General features: G+C 32.3%; 15 protein-coding genes. All 15 read left to right on the forward strand.

The features are described 5' to 3' along the window. Positions 1-8 precede the first annotated feature (8 nt). The 15 genes from T483_RS0109965 to T483_RS0110035 all read left to right on the forward strand — a co-directional run bounded on the left by T483_RS0109965 (position 9) and on the right by T483_RS0110035 (position 17,591). Complete coding sequence (locus tag T483_RS0109965) at positions 9-350, forward strand: hypothetical protein (RefSeq protein WP_026886720.1); 342 nt, start codon at positions 9-11, stop codon at positions 348-350. A 582-nt stretch (positions 351-932) separates the two neighbouring features. Beyond that, a complete protein-coding gene (locus T483_RS28915; RefSeq protein WP_207641430.1) occupies positions 933-3,470 on the forward strand; it encodes a phage tail tape measure protein in 2,538 nt (845 codons plus the stop codon). 12 nt (positions 3,471-3,482) lie between these two features. After that, entirely contained in the window at positions 3,483-4,349 is an 867-nt protein-coding gene (locus T483_RS0109975) for a phage tail family protein (protein ID WP_026886721.1), read from the forward strand. 2 nt (positions 4,350-4,351) lie between these two features. Then, complete coding sequence (locus tag T483_RS0109980) at positions 4,352-5,449, forward strand: siphovirus ReqiPepy6 Gp37-like family protein (RefSeq protein ID WP_026886722.1); 1,098 nt, start codon at positions 4,352-4,354, stop codon at positions 5,447-5,449. Position 5,450: 1 nt separating this feature from the next. Further along, on the forward strand, positions 5,451-8,024 hold the full coding sequence (locus T483_RS30095; RefSeq protein ID WP_051560327.1) for a hypothetical protein: 2,574 nt from the start codon (positions 5,451-5,453) through the stop codon (positions 8,022-8,024). An 11-nt stretch (positions 8,025-8,035) separates the two neighbouring features. After that, positions 8,036-8,326, forward strand: a complete 291-nt coding sequence (locus T483_RS0109990; RefSeq protein WP_026886723.1) for a hypothetical protein — start codon at positions 8,036-8,038, stop codon at positions 8,324-8,326. Then, positions 8,326-8,430 carry a CD1375 family protein gene (locus T483_RS32435; RefSeq protein ID WP_274597740.1) on the forward strand — a complete coding sequence of 35 codons (105 nt, stop codon included), beginning with the start codon at positions 8,326-8,328 and terminating at the stop codon, positions 8,428-8,430. The genes T483_RS0109990 and T483_RS32435 overlap by 1 nt, the downstream gene beginning before the upstream one ends. Before the next feature lie 81 nt (positions 8,431-8,511). Next, a complete protein-coding gene (locus T483_RS0110000) occupies positions 8,512-8,718 on the forward strand; it encodes a BhlA/UviB family holin-like peptide (RefSeq protein WP_026886724.1) in 207 nt (68 codons plus the stop codon). Continuing rightward, a complete protein-coding gene (locus T483_RS0110005; RefSeq protein ID WP_242841830.1) occupies positions 8,705-8,950 on the forward strand; it encodes a phage holin in 246 nt (81 codons plus the stop codon). The genes T483_RS0110000 and T483_RS0110005 overlap by 14 nt, the downstream gene beginning before the upstream one ends. Further along, the gene (locus T483_RS0110010; RefSeq protein ID WP_026886726.1) at positions 8,950-9,708 is read left to right on the forward strand and encodes an N-acetylmuramoyl-L-alanine amidase; all 759 of its coding nucleotides are present in this window, start codon (positions 8,950-8,952) and stop codon (positions 9,706-9,708) included. The genes T483_RS0110005 and T483_RS0110010 overlap by 1 nt, the downstream gene beginning before the upstream one ends. 185 nt (positions 9,709-9,893) lie before the next feature. Then, a complete protein-coding gene (locus tag T483_RS0110015) occupies positions 9,894-12,314 on the forward strand; it encodes a restriction endonuclease subunit M (RefSeq protein ID WP_026886727.1) in 2,421 nt (806 codons plus the stop codon). A gap of 5 nt (positions 12,315-12,319) precedes the next feature. Continuing rightward, positions 12,320-13,747 (forward strand): restriction endonuclease subunit S, encoded by a 1,428-nt coding sequence (locus T483_RS0110020; protein ID WP_026886728.1) that lies wholly within the window; start codon positions 12,320-12,322, stop codon positions 13,745-13,747. 454 nt (positions 13,748-14,201) lie between these two features. Then, positions 14,202-14,636, forward strand: a complete 435-nt coding sequence (locus T483_RS0110025; RefSeq protein WP_026886729.1) for a hypothetical protein — start codon at positions 14,202-14,204, stop codon at positions 14,634-14,636. Between the two features lie 477 nt (positions 14,637-15,113). Then, positions 15,114-15,872, forward strand: coding sequence for a MurR/RpiR family transcriptional regulator (locus tag T483_RS0110030; RefSeq protein ID WP_026886730.1), 759 nt, complete (start codon positions 15,114-15,116; stop codon positions 15,870-15,872). A 129-nt stretch (positions 15,873-16,001) separates the two neighbouring features. Then, entirely contained in the window at positions 16,002-17,591 is a 1,590-nt protein-coding gene (locus tag T483_RS0110035; RefSeq protein ID WP_026886731.1) for a PTS transporter subunit EIIC, read from the forward strand. The last annotated feature ends 51 nt before the right edge of the window (positions 17,592-17,642 follow it).

Genomic DNA, 17,642 nt, shown 5'->3' on the forward strand with positions numbered 1-17,642 from the left:
TGTAATAATTGGAAAAGACAATAACAATTGATAACAAAGAAGTCACTTTTAAGTCAACAGCAGCAACACCGCTTAGATTTAAAGCGCAATTCCATAAAGATTATTTCGCTGAAATAATTAAATTAAATAAATTAAACAAATTTAAAGATGCTACAGATAATTTTGAAATGTTAGAAAATGCAGATTTTGAAATATTTTATAACATCATATGGGTGTTAGCAAAGACAGCTGATAAATCAATTCCAGATCCTATCACCTGGCTGGATGGTTTTGACGAATTTCCATTATTTGAAATAATCCCAGAGATCCAAGATTTAATTGCTTCAAGTATTCAAAGTAAAAAAAAATAGAAAATGACAATTCAGCAGATGATTCGGTTTTAACGACTGAATCATTTGCTATTTTATGCAGAAAATGCGATCTCCAACGTGAAGATCTTGAAGATATGACCATTGGTATGTGCTTTGATTACATTGAAGAATTTATTGAAATGAACAACCCAAACAAAACCAAGTCAAGAACAGCAAGCCAGACCGACTTTGATAATTTTTAGAAAGTGAGGTGAAAAGATGGCAGATAGTAGAATTAAGGGAATTACTATTGAATTGGATGGGGAAACCACAGGCCTTCAGAAATCTTTATCAGGCATTACAAAACAAAGTATTGATATTCAAAAAGAGCTGAAAGATGTTGAAAGGTTATTAAAATTCGATCCTGGAAACACAGCAGCATTGGCCCAAAAGCAAGAATTATTGGCCAAGCAAATAGAAAATACAAGTCAAAAGTTGAAAGCTTTGAAAGAAGCTGAAAGCCAAGTCGAAGCACAATTTGCTAAAGGGGATATAGGCGAAGCACAATTCAGAGCGTTCCAAAGAGAAATAGAGTTCACAGAATCGTCATTGAATAAGTTTAAAACATCTTACAAGGATGCTATGAACCCGCCTTCAGGTGGTGATTTAAAAAAACCGGTTAAAGAATTAGAAGAAGAAGTTGAGAAAAGCAAAGGTTTATTCACTAACATGGGTGAATATATCAAGCGCGGATTCGGAATGGCCATTGGTGGAGATCTATGGGATAAGGTAAAGGAAGGAATTGGGGGACTTATAACATTTGGTGGAGATTGGCAGAAGTCTTTAAATGGGTTACAAGCTCAAACAGGCGCGACCAATGAAGAAATGGCAAAATTTAATGACCAGATCGAAGCAGTTTATAACAATAATTTTGGTGAAAGTATTGAAGATGCGGCGGAAAGTTTTTCAAGTGTAAGGCAGTATATGCAAGGCACAGGAGAAGATCTGCAAGGGGTAACACAAAACGCTATTGCATTTAGAGATACGTTTGGAGTGGAAGTCCCTGAAAGTATGCGCTCAGTTCAGGCGCTAATGAAACAATTTGGGATCACATCTGAAGAAGCTTTTAATTTATTAGCACAAGGGCAGCAAGAAAATTTAAATTATAGTGATGAATTGCTTGACAGCGTAAATGAATATTCGGTCCAATTTGGAAAGCTTGGTTTAAATGCTAATGATATGTTTGATATTTTTGAAGCTGGGGCGCAAAATGGGGCATTCAATTTAGACAAAGTAGGGGATGCAGTAAAAGAATTATCAATTAGAGTCATTGATGGATCTGATACCACAGCGGATGGATTCAGTAAGCTTGGCCTTAATGCAGATGAAATGGCCAAAAAATTTGGAGCTGGGGGAGAGACTGCCAGAGCAGCATTTTTCCAGATCATTGAAGGTCTTAGGAAAATGGATGATCCAGTCAAACAAAGTGCCGCTGGGGTGGATCTTTTTGGAACTCAATGGGAGGATCTAGGGCCAAAAGTAATTACAAACCTTGACAGTATGCAAACTATGTTTGATAAGACAACCGATTCAATGAATCAAATTAACCAGGTGAAATATAATACACCTATCGAAGCGCTGCAAGGACTAGGCAGACAGATAGAAACAAGTCTATTATTGCCTATCTCAAAGGAGCTTATGCCGAGCTTGAATGATGCAGCAGATCAAATGAACACCGCTTTTTCAGAGTCAGGCATTGAAGCTGGGATAGAATCGTTATCACAAGGATTAGGGGAATTAATAAAAAATATAGCTGATATGGCCACAAATGTATTACCAGCATTATTGGATGGTTTGGGTTGGATAATGGATAATTCTAGTTTAATCGCCGCTGGAATCGTTGCTATAGGAACAGCTATGCAAGTTTTCGCAATGACGAGTGTTATTAATGATCTGGTGCTGGGATTCCAGAGCGCAAAAGAAGCTGAAGAAGCTTTGACAGTTACTCAATATCTTTTGAATACTGCCATGGAAGCAAATGTTATAGGTTTAATAGTTGCGGCAATAGTTGGATTAGTTGCAGCTATAGTTTACTTATGGAATACAAATGAAGGTTTTAGAAATGCAATAATTGGAGCATGGGAGGCAATAAGCACCACTGCAATTTCTGTATTTAATGGGATAATAACTTTCTTTACAGACACAATTCCAACCGCTTTTAGTGGATTTGCTTTGTTCTTTACAACTACAGTACCACAAACCTTTCAGGATGGATGGACCAAAGTAACTGATTTTTTCACAAAAAGTATACCAGCTTGGTTAGATTCCATGGGGCAATGGTTCGCCCAATTGCCACATAAGATAGCTTATGGATTGGGTGAAGCGGTAGGAGCTATCTTTAAATGGGGATCAGATGTAATTAATTATTTAACTATAAATGTACCTCAATGGATCGATTCAGTTGGCCAATGGTTTAGCGCACTACCTGGAAATATAATGACATGGTTAACTAATACGATCACTAATATTGAAACATGGGGAAGTAATATGCTAAGCGAAGCGACAGCAGCCGCAAGCAATACATATAATTCGGTTATTAATTGGTTTACTCAATTACCTGGCAGCGTTGAAACTTGGTTAACTAATACAGTTAGTAACGTTGCTACATGGGGAAGTAATATGCTTGCAGAAGCTACCCAAGGCGCACAAGATACTTTTAATGGAATAGTTGATACCTTTGAAAACTTGCCAGAAAGAATGCTTGACATTGGTAAAAATATAGTTGCTGGTCTTAGAAATGGAATTAAAACCGCCTGGGATGATATGAAAGGATGGATGGGCGGCCTTGTTGATGATTTTGTGGCGGGTATAAAACATTCATTAGATATTCATTCCCCATCAAGGGTGATGAAACAAATCGGAATATATACTGGCCAAGGGTTTGAGATTGGTATTGCATCAACAGTTGCTAACATTGCAAAACAAGCGAAGGCCCTAGCAGCCGCAGCGATCCCAGTAGTTGATTCAGGAAGTGCAAATTTCGCAATATCAGGCAGCAGCCAAGCGGCCAGCAGCGGAATTAGTCAAGTTGTAAATATTTATAGTCCATCAGCATTGAGTCCAGCTGAAACAGCAAAGCAGAACAAAAGAGCGTTGCAAGAACTAGCATTTGGATTGTAAGGAGGAAAAGAAGTGAAAAAATTAACTTATGTTAACAAATTAGGCCAAACAATTGATTTTAATGAATTTGCACCGCTTTTGCTGCTTGGCTTTTCAGAAAAGGGAAAAGTAAATATTTATACTAACAAGGGCATGAATCAGGATGGATCGACTTACTTAGGTAATACGATTGAATCAAATGATAAGACAATTGAAATTGCAATAATTGCTGATAATGAAACGGATCTAATAGATTATAGAAATAAGATCAATAAAGTATTTAACCCGCGATTAGGTGAAGGGTACTTAATCTATAAAGATCCAGTAAAAGAGGTTAAGTCAAAATGTATAATTGATTCACTTCCATACTTTACAAGCGTTAATGGCACAGTTAATAAATGCCTTATAAGTTGCACCGCAAGCAATCCTTTCTGGATGGATATAGCAGAATTAAAAGCTGAAATTGCCTTGTGGAAGGGTGATTTTAGTTTTGATTTTGAAATACCAGACGAAACAGGGGTTGAAATAGGCCATAGAGAGCCTTCATTGATCGTTGATGTATTTAACGAAGGTGATGTTGATTGTGGAATTAGGGCCGAATTTAGGGCGCTGGCAACGGTTGTTAACCCATCAATATTAAATGTTAATACACAAGAATTTATAAAGATTAATAGGACCATGCAAGCTGGTGAAGTTATTGTTTTAAACACTAGCTTTGGCAACAAAAAACTTGAAAGTGTTATAAATGGAGTTTCTACAAACATATTCAATTATATTGATTTTCAAAGCACCTTTTTACAATTGGCTACAGGTGATAATTTATTCAGATATGATGCAGATCAATTTATTGATAACTTAGAAGTTACAATATATTACACGCCGCAATATTTGGGGGTGTAAGTATGGAATTACTTATATTTGATAGGAATTTAACCTTTAAAGGTATAGTTGAAGGTTTTATATCATTTAGATATGTTAGAAAATATTTTGAAGCTGGCGAGTTTGAGCTGCATTGTGGGTTAACGCCTGAAGTCCTTTCTTTATTGAAAAGAGAAAATATTATATATATCAAAGGAGATCCAGAAGCAGCGTACATTGAATATGTAAATTTAAAACAAGATGAAGAAGGCAAAGAGATCATTATTGTAAAAGGTTATTTTTTAACAGGCTATTTGAATAGGCGAATTATTTGGGGTACTGAAATAATAAACGATACAACAGAAAATGCCATGCGGCAGCTAGTAAACCATAATTGCATAAACCCAGCAGATCTATCAAGAATAATAAATAATTTAACACTTGGCAGCCTGAAGGGATTCAATGAATCGGTTAATTATCAAGTATCATATTCAAACTTGGCTGAAGAAATTAAGAGCCTAAGTAATATATCTAATTTAGGCCATAGGATCAAGTTTGATCCAGTTGATAAAGATTTGATCTTTGAAGTATACAAGGGCCAAGATCGAAGCATAAGCCAGAATATAAACCCAAGGATTATATTTAGCAAGGAGTTTGAAAATGTACTAAGCCAAGAATTTACAGATAGTTTGAACAACTATAAAAACTTGGTCCTAATTGGGGGAATCGGTGAAGGTCCTGAAAGGAAACTTGCCACCGTTGGGAATGCAGCTGGCCTGGATAGGTTTGAAATATTTGCAGATCAAAAGAGCTTAACCAATGTTGATAAAGATAACAATGTTTTGAGTGAACAAGCTTATAATGATTTATTAATCGAAAAGGGTAATGAAGCGCTTGCAGCAACAAAAGAGGTTTTAACTTTTGATAGCACTATTAATGTTAATTCAAATTTGACATATAAAAAAGATTTTGATCTTGGCGATATTGTTACGTGTGTTTCTAAAAGATGGAATTTAGTTATAAATACAAGGATCACAGAAATTGAAGAAGTATATGAGCCAAGTGGGCAAAGTATTAACATAACTTTTGGTAATAATATACCAACATTAATTGATAAACTAAAGCAGAAAATGAGGGGATAAGATGGCAGAAAAAAGCGGATTTTTCAACAGTATTAATGGCGATCGTAAATATAAAGCAGACTTTTTCGCGGAATATTTTTCGAGTTTTATAGGTAATGGAGTTTTTCCGAACCCTAGTACAAACTTACAAACATTATCAAATAGTGATATGAGCATAACCATAAAGGCTGGTAAAGCATGGATTAAAGGCTATTATTATAATAATGATGCTGATTTAGTTCTAAATATTGATAATGCGGATGGAATATTAAATAGAATTGATCGAGTGATTTTAAGATTTGATGTTGTAACTAGAGCTATCAGCGCAAAGGTGAAGAAAGGTACTTTTGCTACTACGCCAGCAGCGCCAGATCTACAGAGAGATGCGAACGCCTATGAATTGGGAATAGCTGATATTTATATTGGAAAAGGTGTTTTAAGTATAAGCCAACCCAATATAACAGATCTTAGGCTGGATAATTCAAAATGTGGGATAGTTCATGGAACTATAGACCAAGTAGACACAACAACATTATTCAATCAATATCAAACTTGGTTGACACAAAAGAAAAGCCAATATGACACAGATCTTTCTACTTGGACAACTCAAAAGAAAACAGATTTTCAAGCTTGGTATGATTCTACTAAATCAACAGAACAATCACAAATAGATTCTATGGAGACTCAATTCGCAAATGATTTTAACTCATGGTTTTCAGGAATAAAAAATACTTTAAATGGCGATATCGCTGGAAACTTAACAAATAGGGTTGATGGTATACAAGTCTTACAGCTGGCCCAGGGATCTTCAAATGCAATAATATTAAATGGTGTGGATCTTATTGATGGAAGTTCAAAGAGTTTTAGAGTCGCTTATAATAACAATGGTACAAGCACACTTGTTAATGGAAGGCCATTGTATAAACCAAACACAACAACACCAGCAAACTTGGTAAAGGGCAAGGCGGTTACAATTTGGTACGATCTGGCGGGTGATTGTTTTTTTATCAAGGCTAGTGCCGAAGGGAATACCATTGCAGCTCATGTACTAGCGAATGAAACTTTTAGCAATGATAATGACACAGGTATTATTGGAACTATGCTGAATCAGCCAGCATCAATAAGCGCGGTAAGTGTTGGAGTTAGTGCGTTCTACCCTAACAATAGATATTTTAGATTCCCACCAGGGGCGTATATAACAAGCACAACAAGCGGATACCCAGAAGTAGTGGCCACAGCAGCTCAAATTGATTCTAATATCATTTCAAATAATATAAAATCTGGTGTTAAAATAGTGGGTGTTTCAGGAAGTCCAACCGTTATTGATAGCGCAGACGCAACCGCAGCCGCGGGGCATATTTTAAATGGATATAGTGCCTATACTAAAGGGGCAAAAGTGGCGGGGAATATCCCTTCCAAAGCTACCGCAACCATAATACCAGGTACAACGGATCAGACGATACCAGCCAATATATATACAGCTGGGCCACAAATAATCAAAGGCGATCCCAATTTATTAAGCCAATATATTGTAGCTGGAAAAAATATATTTGGGGTTGATGGATCTGCAACAGTTGAAAGCTTGGGCGGATCTTATACCTCATTTTATAGATCAATAACGAATTATCAATATGCTGGCCCTTGTGTTGCAATAGACAATGATGGTTGTGTATATTTATTGGTTTGCAATAGTAATTACAGTACAATTGATTTAATAAAATTTGATGCTAAATTAAATGTAGTAACAAAAGTTTCATGGACTACGCCATCATATATAAGAGCGCCATTTATAAGGTTTGATAGATGGACAAATTTATTATGGGTGAATATCGATTATGGTGGCGGGGCGAATTCAGGCTGGTATGATACTAATTTAAATTTCGTAAGTTGGACATATAGATCAAATAGATGCTTGGCCCATTATCCAACAAGCTACAGTTATGTGCTTGATGATAGTAATGGAGACATCTACAAGGTGGCAATGAGCGGGCGTGATGCCATTATACAGCGATTTGATGTGAATGGTAATTTGGTTTATTCATCAACAATCATAAGCGTTTTTCAAAGTTCATCAGGGGGCAGCACCATTACATCAATAGGCCTATCAAAGAATTATATCTGGATCGTAGACAGCTTTAACAATGGGACTACATCATATACAAAAGCTAATAAATCAAACGGGGCAAGCGTTGCAAAAGTCAGCCTTAATTCGATCTATCAAGCTGGTTTTGTAGGGAATGGCACGACTGATTATGTATTTAAACCATTTAGATCCAGCACGAGTTCATCAAGTTCAGATGGTGGGTACTTAGTGAAGGAATCTGGATCTGTATATCAATTGGGGTATGGTTATAACGCTGGTTTTAGTCCAGCGGGTAGATGTGTTGTAGTTTCAGGGACAAAAGACGGGAGTGGGACCACCGCAACTGGAACAGGGGTTATAGTAATGGATGGAGATATTACTGGAATACCGCCATCATACCCTTTTGGCGGTTCATATACTGAATCTAATGGATTCGTTGGGGCCGCTGGAAATGCAAATAATGAATTTGTAATGCTTGCAAATGCAAAAAATCTATTAAAATTTAAGGTTTAGGAGGATATAAAATGATATTTATCAGAGCTAATGAAAAAAATGAGGTTACATTTATTAGATACAATTTTAATTATGATCTTAATGAATTTGATGTAAATGAAGGCTATGTATTAGATAAAAATGAGCCTGAAATGGTTGAAGTTGAGGGGAAACAAACAATATTAGTATATGATAAAGAACACAATGAGTTATATTATAAATATATTGATATAGTAAAAGAAGTTGATCCGGTTGAACAAAGATTGAATGATCTAGAAGCCGCGCTTGTAGAGATCGCAGCAATGTTAGGAGGTACAAAATAATGGTTGTTATATATGTTAGAAGAATAAAAGAAGGTATAATGACGATCGAAGAAGTGCCGCCATTATGGAGAGATAGAGTGGCAGCAATTTTAGCAGCTCAATAATAAATATCATGGCCCAAACAGCAGACTTTTGACAAGTCTTTTTTTTATGGCCTTTTTTAATGTTGAATGAGTAGGTGTGTTATGGATGAGTTAATTAATATGGCCCTAAAACAGGGCCTAGGGTATGGAATGTTTGCTTGTTTACTGGTTTATGTATTAAGGACCACAGGGGAAAGAGAAGCAAGGTATCAAAATTTATTAGATACTTTGGCAGAAAAATTCAATTTAGTTGAGCATATTCAGGAAGATGTAAGAGAGATCAAAAGCAAAATAAATGAAAAGAGGTAGAAATGATATGAATAAGATTGATTTAAAGGCAAGATTAAAAAATAAGAGTTTTTGGGTATACATTGCAAGTGCTATCGTATTATTGAGCCAACAATTAGGGTTTAAAATATTCCCTGATAATTGGAATGATATAATTAATACAGTATTAGGAGTTCTTACAATGTTAGGAATTGTTGTGGACAATAGCACAACAGGAATGAGCGATAGTGTAACAAAGGAGGAATTGCAATAATGAAAATAGGATTAAGGGGCGGCCATAGCTCCAATTGTATTGGGGCGGTTGGAATCGTTAATGAATATGAGCAAATGCAGCAATATTTTAAATATGTTAGGGATCTATTAATACAATATGGCCATACTGTTATAGATTGTAATAGTAATGGCAGCAACGCAAATGCTGAATTATCTGAAGGAGCAGCCGCAGCAAATGCAGCAAATGTTGACTTATTTGTGAGCCTTCACATGAATGCTTTTAATGGATCAGGCCATGGGGTTGAAGCGCTTGTTTCATCAGAATCAAGCAAGGCCCTTCCATATGCCCAAAGGTTATGTAATAACTTTGGATCTCTTGGATTCACTAACAGAGGTGTAAAATATGTCAAAGATTATGAAATGAATCATATTGCAGCTGGTAACATAATATTTGAAATATGCTTTTGTGATAGCGAAACAGATATGGCCATCTATAGGGGTTGCAGTTGGCAGCTTTTGGCCCATAGGTTCTGCAATGCAATTGACTCAAATATACCAGCAGATCCAGCAGCCACAGCAGCAGAAAAAGGGTATATAGTTACGAACTATTTGCCGCCTGAATCAGCTGCATATGATGGGGTTAACATAAATGATGTCTTGAAGTATTTCAATGGCATTACGTGTTACGTGAGGGGCAATGATAAAGGTGTATGGATTGAAACACAATACTTGATTATGAGTCAATGTAATGATCTAAAAAGCACATTGGGTTCATGGTTCTATGAAATAAAAAAATAGGGAAATAATAAAGCCCAATAGGTAACTTGATCGTTGCTTGTAGGGCTTATTTTTTCATATAAAAGAATTTAATACCAAAAAATGGGCGTTGTGTGCAATATTTTGTAAATTATGTTATGATAAGTACACGATAAAATTGTAATAGAATTAGTATTAAACATGCATAGTTAAAGGAGATAGAATAAATGGTGAGTTTATTAACAGATATACAAAAACAATACATAGAAGAATATATACAAAAACAACCTATTAAAATTGTTGAAAATTTAGATTTCACCAAAAGAGCAATTGCGTATTCATCAAAAATCAAGGGACGAGATATTAAATCTATTTCAGGTGATGAGGAAATTGTTAGAGCATATATATTAACTAAACTAGTTAATGAGTATGGATATAAACCAGAAAAGATTGAAATTGAACATGAATACACAGCAGGAAGGCCACACACTATAACGAGTAGAATTGATATTATTGTTAGAGATGATAAAAATGATGCTTTTCTATTTATTGAATTGAAGTCTCCAAAGGACTATGCTGCTTTGGATAAAGATCTGACTATTGAAGAACAATTATTTAAAGTTGGCGGAATGGAAAAAATAGAAGGACACAATGTTAAATACTTGGTGCTTTATACATTAGATATGCTAGGAAAAAACATTTCTGATGAATGTATGGTTATTGATAATGAAAAGTTTCCTACATTTTCTGATTGGGAAATATCAAGAGATTTTGTAGATGCTATTCCAATAAGATATGGAAAGGCTCAAAAGACACCTTATATAAAAGGAACCGAAAAAGACTTAGAAAAGAACTTTACACATGAAATATTAGATAAACTACAAAAAGATTTACATAATGTTTTATGGGGCGGAGGAAGTACAGATGATAATGAAATATTTTCTTCACTTACTAATCTTATTTTAGCTAAAATACAGGATGAAGATGAAAAGAATGATGGGGATATATATGAATTTCAATCTCTTACTTTTGACAAAGCTTCAAGTGATGAATTCGAAACTAATGAAATTTTATTTGATAGAATTAATGATTTATATAAAAGGGCTTTAACTGAAAAACTTAATATTACGGATACTGAGGAATTAAAAAAATCTTATGTTATTGATACTAAAAAATTCTCTTTATCTAAACTGAAATATACAGTTCAAGAACTAGAAAAATATTCTTTTGTAGATGGCAAAAATAGTTTATCAGGTAAGGATATTTTAGGTGATTTTTTTGAAGGGATTATTCGAACAGGGTTTAAACAAAGTAAAGGACAATTTTTTACTCATGTTAATATCGTTAAATTTATGTTATGGGCTATTCAAGCTGATAAACTTGCAATTGAAAAAATTAATAAAGATAAAGAAATTCCATTTATGATTGATCCATCAGCGGGTAGTGGAACTTTTTTAATTGAATATATGAAGTTTGTTACTCAAAACATTAAATACAGGTTCAGAGGAAAGCTTGATACATCAAGAGGCGTCAAAGACAAAGTTGAATCTGATTGGTTTTATCCTGACTATAGAGAGAATAAATGGGCAAGAGAATACATATACGGTTCTGAATTGAACTTTAATTTAGGAACTGCTACAAAGGTTAATATGATATTACATGGCGATGGTTCTACTAACATTTTTGTTGGAGCACAAAAGGGTGATGGGTTATTGCCATTTACAGAGTACTTAAAACCATCAGCACCAAATGCACTCAATAAGGAATCAGATGACGAAGCATATGGGCAAAAAGTAAATGGACAATTTGATATTATATTAACAAATCCACCATTTTCAGTAGATTTGGATAAGGACACTAAAAAGAAAGTTGGAAAATGCTTTATTTTTGGGGATAAAAAGAACTCTGAAAACTTATTTATTGAAAGATACTATCAATTGCTTAAAGAAAATGGTAGATTAGCTGTTATTCTTCCAGAAAGTATATTTGATACAACTGAAAATAAGTATATTAGACTATTCTTATATAAATATTTTAACATTAAAGCAATTGTTTCATTACCACAATTAACATTTGATCCATTTACAAAAACAAAGACAAGTATTCTTTTTGCTGAAAAGAAAACGGTAGTAGAGATTAAAAAATGGAATGAGATCTGGGATAAATATTCAAGAGAATATGAAAATCTTAAAACAAGAGTTGAGAACTTAATTAGAGTTTATTCTGGAGAAAAACAAAAAGCAAAATTACCTTCTATTAAAGGTTTATCAGAGACAGAAGAAAAGGAAGTTTTGGTTAGATTTTTAAAAGCGCATATTACAGATGATGATATAGCTTTATCAAATAATGAATTAATAAAAAAATATCAAGATGAATTAGTGGAACTTTGCAAATATAATAAGGATACAGAAAAGGAATTTGGTTATGTTAATACTTGGTGGGTATTTGAAGAAGTTTCAAAAGATCTTAACTACTCTATTTTTATGGCAGAAGCTGATAACGTTGGATATAAAAGGTCTAAAAGAGGAGAAAAAATAGCATCTAATGACCTTTATAGAACAGATGGAAATGGAATGGTTTTGGTTGATGATGGTATTAAAGAAACTATACTTGATTACATAAGAGAAATCCATTGGTCAAGGAGGTAGTGACTATGGCTATAAAAATACAAAAGTTAAACTTTAAAAATATATCACATCATAATATTCTAAGAAATGATTTTAAGTATTTTCAATGGATTAGTGATTTTACTAACAAATATAAAAATACCCAAAAACTAAAATATTTCGTTTCTTATTCATATAAAGGATATGCTTTTGAAGCAAAAGATTTTTCAACTGAAGGAGAAATTATAGCACTTAAAGGAGCTAATTTTCAAGAAGATTTCTTTATTGACTTTGATAATATGGATTATTTACCTGAAGAATTCTACGATATGGAGAAATTTAAAAAGTTTAAAGTACAACGGAATGAGATTGTAATAGCGCTAGTTGGCCACAGTATTGGAAAAATAGCTCTCATAAGAGATGATGTAAAGATGCTATTAAATCAGAATAATATTTCAATCAAATTAAAAGAAGAATATAATTCTTTAGTGTACACATATATAATTTCGATAATTATTAAAGAAGTAGTTGAAAAATTATATAAAGTATCTGGTGGATATTCTTTTTTAAGAGTTGATGATTTAATGGATATACAAATTCCGATTCTTGACAAAAATGAACAGGACTATTTATTGGATTTAATCAACAAATATGAAAATTCTATTTCTAAAAGCAGAAATTATAATAAAATTATTGAAAAATTAATTAACGAAGTTATAACTAAAGAATTTTGCATAGATATAGAAACATTAAAAAAAATAGAAAATAAGAAAAATATTGATACTGATTTATATTCTTTGTCTTTCAATAATTCAAATTTAAGAGCTAGTTATAGGTGGAATAAGGCTGTTCAACTACAAGAAAAAATGTTTTTGAATTGTAATTGTATTGAAAAATTGGGTAAATATATAATAAACACTAAAAATGGATGGTCTCCAACATGTGATGATAATGCAACAACAAATATAATTCTAGGTATAGATTGTATAAATATAAATACTTCTTTGTCATTTGACTCACCAAAATATTCAGATGAAAGTAAAGATAATATTAATAATGATATTATTAAAAATGGAGATTTATTTGTTAGTAGGGGTAATACTGTTAATTTAGTAGCATTAGCGTCAATTGCTAAACTGTCTGATGAAGATGAAGATTATATATTTTCTGATTTAATGATAAGGATTAATCTAAATGATGATATAAATAAAGAATACGTAGCGTATATTATAAACTCCATTATAGGAAGGCTATACTTTAAGTATGTGTCAAAGGGAAAAAATCAGTCTATGGTTAAAATATCTAGTAAAGAATTAAATGATTTTTTACTACCAGTTCCCAATAAAGCAAAGCAAAAGGAAGTAGTAGATTTAATTAAAGCTGAAATTGATAAGCAAGACATTATTAAACAACAGTTAATTGATAAGAGGAATGAACTCGAAAATATTATACGAGACACAATTAAAGAGAACTAATTTATAAAATATTTCAACACTATATTAAGCATAATCTTTTATAAAAAAATTAAATTATTAACTATATAAAAAGTGTTTGTTCGGTGTTTATTCTCCGATATTGGAGCAATTTTAATGGTTTTTAGTTGATGAATAAAAAGTCTTAAAGCGTAGTGAAATAGCATCTTTCATAACTTTATAGAATGTGTTGAAATGTATGGGGGGAATCCCGCTGGGAGTACCAAGCAAAAGCTACAACTTAGTTATACAACGGTTGTAGCTTTTATTGTGTTTCAAATGTTAATATTTTCATGCGAAAGAATTTATAAATTATTCAACATATATAGTTTTTTAAGTTGGTAATTTGCTTTTTCATTAAAGTTAATACAAGCTTAAAGGATCTCAAGTTATTTAAAGTGATTTATCTATTAATAATTTAGACGATACTTTTATAACATAAATAGGAGGGGTATTTATGAAGAAAAATTTAAGTATATCCATATTATTGATTACTGTACTAATAGTTTGCTCATCATATTATTTATATCCTAGAAAAGGAACTTTGAATAGTTTTTTATTTAGTAATTATAATAAAGAAAATATAGAGAAAATTGAGATTAGAAGCACATTGGGAGGGGAAGATAAAACAATTAAAGATAAGATTGAGATAAATAATATTTTATTTGATTTATCTAAAATAAAACTAATTCAGCATTATGGTAGCGTATCAGATAGAACAAAAGGTTCTTATCATATATATATTTACGATAAGAATAGCATATCTGCTGAAGTTACTATACAAGGTAAGGAATATATAAATATTGCTAATAATATCAGTAATTCTAATAAGGAATATAGAATTATTGAAAATACTTTAGATTTAGATTATATAAATGGACTAATTTCGTAGTAAGGAATATCCAGCGTTCATATAAGTTAATAATATGTTTTTCATATTTTGATACTAAAATACAAATAAGCTTCGAGTAGTATGTTTCTATACCTATAATTACATATAGATTAAGCATTTATATTTAAGTAGATAAAATAAAATGTTGTGTATATTGTATAGACAAGCGATACAGTATATGTATTTCTAGATAAGATTAAGGAAAGTTGGACTTTTTATAAGGTAATTGAGGTATAAGAACCATACTAATAACATAAAAAAGAATACTAAAATAAGTATTCCATTTAGATAAGTAATGTATAAGTTGATTGTATTACAATTCCCATATAAAAGTATTTGAATAGAATATAGGAACAAGAAAGTAGTTATGACAACATATATAATAGTGTGCTAAGATTGAATAATAAGATAGTAATGTATTACAATAATGTTATTGCAACTATTGAAATCGTATAATAATTAGAGGATGATTAAAAAATGAAAGTTGATCTAAGCAAAATAGTTAATAATAAAAAAATCACACCTATAGAAGAACAAGTATTAGAATATATAATTAATAATATCGATAGTGTAATGGATCTTGGCGTTAGAGGAGTTGCGGCCGACAACTACACATCCACATCAACTATTATGAGACTTTCAAAAAAATTAGGTTTTACAGGATTTATTGATATGATTTACAATATAACACCGCTAATAGATAGTGGTAGTACAGGAATTATAGAAGAATCAGAAGCATTAATAGGTACTGATATTAAGTTTTTATCTAAATATATAGATGATGAAAATGTAAAAAGGTTTATAGAAATATTGGTAAGTGGAACCAAAAAGTATATTTTTATTTATGCAAGAGGCTACTCTGAAATTGCTGGAGAATACTTTAATAAAAAGCTGCTTGGTATAGGTGTAAAGAGCATATTGATAGATTCTAAGGGCAGCTTTGAAAATAATCTAGAAGACATGGAAACACTAATAGTAATATCAAAATCTGGAGAAACTAAAGAAGTATTAGATAAGGTTCAAGTGGCGAAGAAGAAAAATAAAGTAGTAATTTCCTTCACAAAGGAATTAGAAAACAGCATTTCAGCTCTTTCGGATATTTCATTTAAGATATTTGATATGCATAAATTAGATGACAGTAATGTGCTGCCTAACTCGTTTTTTGCAAATATGCTTATGTTTATGGAATACTTAATTTACAGATATTATCAAGAAACAAGAAAAGAAAATAAATAGTCAAATTAAGAAACCTGTTATCTTTTAAGCTAACAGGTTTCTTAATGGTTGAAATCTATTTCAATTCAATGAAAACGTATATATAATGAGCCTATGGATGACACAATAATTTGATAAGAGGTGGAATATATGAAGGATAAAATTATGAATGCTATGCAAAGATTTTCTAAGGCTATGTTTATTCCAGTATTAATACTTCCGATTGTAGGTATATTAATAGCTTTTGGAAATATTCTCACAAATACCAAATTAGCGGAATATGCACCGTTCTTAAAGAATAGTGTAATATTTGGATTTGGAAAAATATTATCAGGGTCCTTGGTTCCTATACTATCAAACCTTGGAATAATATTCTGTGTTGGTTTAGCTGTAGGACTTGCAAAAGAGAAAAAAGCAGAGTCAGGTTTCACATCAGTACTAGTTTACTTAATATTTAATAATGCCATGAATATTTTCTTGAGTTTATCAGGGAAGTTAGTAAATCCTGATAATTTAAGAGGTTCTGGTCAGGCGATTGTACTTGGAACTCAGGTTTTGGATATGGGAGTTTTTTTAGGAATAATTTTAGGTATAGTTGTAGCGTATTTTCATAATAAATATTGCAAAAAAGAGTTTAATGGAGCATTTCAAATATATGGAGGCTCAAGATTAGTATTCTTAATATTAATTCCAGTGGTTGTTGTATTAGCTGTTATACTTTCTTATGTTTGGCCATCAGTACAGTGGGGAATATCAAGTTTAGGATATTACATACAAAAGAGCGGCAACTTTGGAGTATTTATGTATGGGACACTAGAAAGGCTTTTAATACCAACGGGATTACATCACTTGGTATATACTCCATTCTTATATAGTCAGCTTGGAGGAATAGAGACTATAGGTGGTAAGGCAATAGAAGGAGCTAGAAACATTTATTTTGCACAAATTGCAGATCCTTCAATCAAAGTTTTATCTAGCACAGTTATATGGGACGCTAGAGGATTATCAAAAATGTTTGGATTAATAGGCGCATGTTTAGCACTTTATCACACTGCTGACCCTGACAAGAAAAAGAAGGCTAGAGCAATTCTTATACCAGCAGCAGTAACTTCAATAATAGCAGGTGTTACAGAACCAATAGAATTTTCATTCTTATTTACAGCACCAATATTGTTTGGAGTACATGCAGTTTTAAGCGGTCTTGGAATGGTAGCTTTAAATATATTAAACGTAAGGGCTATAGCACCTAATGGATTTATAGATTTCTTACTTTATAATTTACCATTAGGTATAGAAAAAACAGGCTGGCCAATGTTTATTTTAGTAGGTATAGCACAGTTTGCAGTTTACTATGTAATATTTAGATTTCTAATAGTTAAGCTTAACTTAAAGACTACTGGAAGAGAAGACAGTAATGAGGAAGTTAAACTTTATAATAAACAAGATTATAAAGAAAAAGTAGCAGGAGAACAAAACACAGGAGGTAAAGCTTCAGGGAATGAAGCACTTGTAATAATAGAGGCTCTAGGTGGAAAAGAAAATATTAAAAAAGTAGATAACTGTTTTACAAGACTAAGATTAATTCTTGATGACACATCAAAAGTTGATGAAGCTACGTTAAAAGGAACAGGGGCTACTGGAGTAGTTAAAAAAGGAGAAAATGTTCAAGTAATTTATGGATTACATGTAACTAGAATAAGATCTATAGTGGATGAAGCACTAGGAATTGTAGGAGAATAATAATATAAATTGTAGAAATATTTGAAGAATAATATAAATTAGAGGAAAGAG

It is taken from the genome of Clostridium beijerinckii HUN142 (assembly GCF_000621745.1).
GTDB classification, from domain to species: domain Bacteria; phylum Bacillota; class Clostridia; order Clostridiales; family Clostridiaceae; genus Clostridium; species Clostridium beijerinckii_A.